Genomic DNA, 1,870 nt, shown 5'->3' with positions numbered 1-1,870 from the left:
TTGCCCCATGTAATCGCACAGAAAGCTGACTTTAAACCACAGGAAATCACCAGCCTGCTGTGGGCCATGGCGAAACTGGGGGGCGACGGGCAGGAACGGACACCGGGGCTCAACGAGGCTGTGGCCGTACTGTTGCCCCACGTGAAAGCACAGAAACAGCAATTTAATGCCCAGTGTATCGCCAACCTGCTGTGGGCCATGGCGAAAGTGACGGACAACGGGCATGAGCGGACACCCGAGTTCATAGAGACTCTGGTCGCGCTGTTGCCCCACGTGCTGGCACAGAAAGCTAATTTTAAACCACTGGAGGTAGCCAACCTGCTGTGGGCCATGGCAAAACTGGTGGACAACGGGCAGGAGCAGACACCAGGGCTTAAAAAGGCTGTGGCCGCGCTGTTGCCCCACGTAAACGCACAGAAAGACCAATTTATACCTCAGCATATCGCCATCCTGCTGTGGGCCATGGCAAAACTGGTGGACAACGGGCAGGAGCAGACACCAGGGCTTAAAAAGGCTGTGGCCGCGCTGTTGCCCCTCGTGAACGCACAGAAAGACCAATTTATTCCTCAGCATATCGCCAACCTGCTGTGGGCCATGGCGAAACTGGTGGACAACGGTCAGGAGCAGACACCAGAGCTCAAAGAGGCCTTGGCCGAGCTGTTGCCCCTCGTGAACGCACAGAAAGACCAATTTATTTCTCAGCATATCGCCAACCTGCTGTGGGCCATGGCGAAACTGGGTGAGCTCGTTGAGCTGAATGTGGTTACATCCACTTTCGAATCGCTTGTTTACCGAATCAGTGAAAATCCTCAGCTCTCTCAGAAAGATATATTGATGTCTCTCTGGGGAGTAATGGTATGCTGTGCCAGGTTGTCTCTGGTCTCTAATACCAATAAAAATAACGTACTTGAAAAGCACATGGATGACCTGTTTGTTCGCCTGGAAAATACATCGCCGGATAATGAAGAGGATCAACGCATCATTGCCATGGCCGCAAGTTGGGTTGGGAGAGCGTCTCCGGTGGTTCCCCATTACCAGACAACCATTTCAAAACCTCAAGCCGATTTAAGCGACCAACTCCAATCATGCATTCCATACTTGAAGATTGAAGAAGAAAAGAGTCTGAACTCATTACCTCCGGTTGACCTGCTGCTGCCAGATCACAACATTGTGATTGAAGTTCAGGGATTGTCTCATTACGTGGGTGGTGATTTCAAAACCAGGAATGGTTCGACGCTGCTTAAAATCGCACTGCTACAAAAATCAGGATTTGAGGTCATTGAAATCCCGGTTAAAGAGCTTGGGAACCTGAATTCAATGAAACTATGTATTGATCACATAAAGACCAAGGTAGACGTCCCGCCACAGGGGCATGACTCTGTATTGCTTAAAAGACGGTGGGCAGATGAGGCATACGTGACTGCCGATAAAAGAGGGTAATCCTCAGATCACTGTTACTTAACCTCCGAAGAACATTTAGAAGAGCAAACAGCCAAACCAAAAGGTAGAATAAGAAAAAAAACAGCCAGTAATCTCCTCCCTTCCATCATGACTCAAGAGCCGTTTTCCCATTCCGGGGAAGAAGGGCTTACAGCTTTTCGACTGCCAGCGTTGAATACCTGTTACCCATGAATCGCGCTCCGGATGATTTAAAATAACGGATTGGCGGCATCAGGAGTAGATGTGTTTCCCCAACCCCTTACGTTGATAGACATTTCAGCAAAATGAACTTCTGAACAGAAAAGCAGTCAGCTTTTTATATTTTCATGAATTGATGAAATATAATTATGCATAGACCCCCTGCTGGCATCAGTGGTCAATACGCAAGACCTGGTAATGATTACAACCACCCGGAAAATCGTGCCGCTTC

1 protein-coding gene is annotated in these 1,870 nt (G+C 49.0%); it reads left to right on the top strand.

Going from position 1 to position 1,870, the window contains the following annotated elements; translation table 11 throughout:
* A partial coding sequence (locus J7439_RS25320) for an RAP domain-containing protein (protein WP_209204834.1) occupies positions 1–1,440 on the top strand: 1,440 nt, incomplete at its 5' end.
* Positions 1,441–1,870: the final 430 nt, after the last annotated feature.

It is taken from the genome of Salinisphaera sp. G21_0 (assembly GCF_017744115.1).
GTDB lineage: Bacteria > Pseudomonadota > Gammaproteobacteria > Pseudomonadales > Endozoicomonadaceae > Endozoicomonas.
The sequence above is the reverse complement of the archived record's forward strand: the minus strand, read 5'-3'. Positions and strand labels throughout refer to the sequence as shown.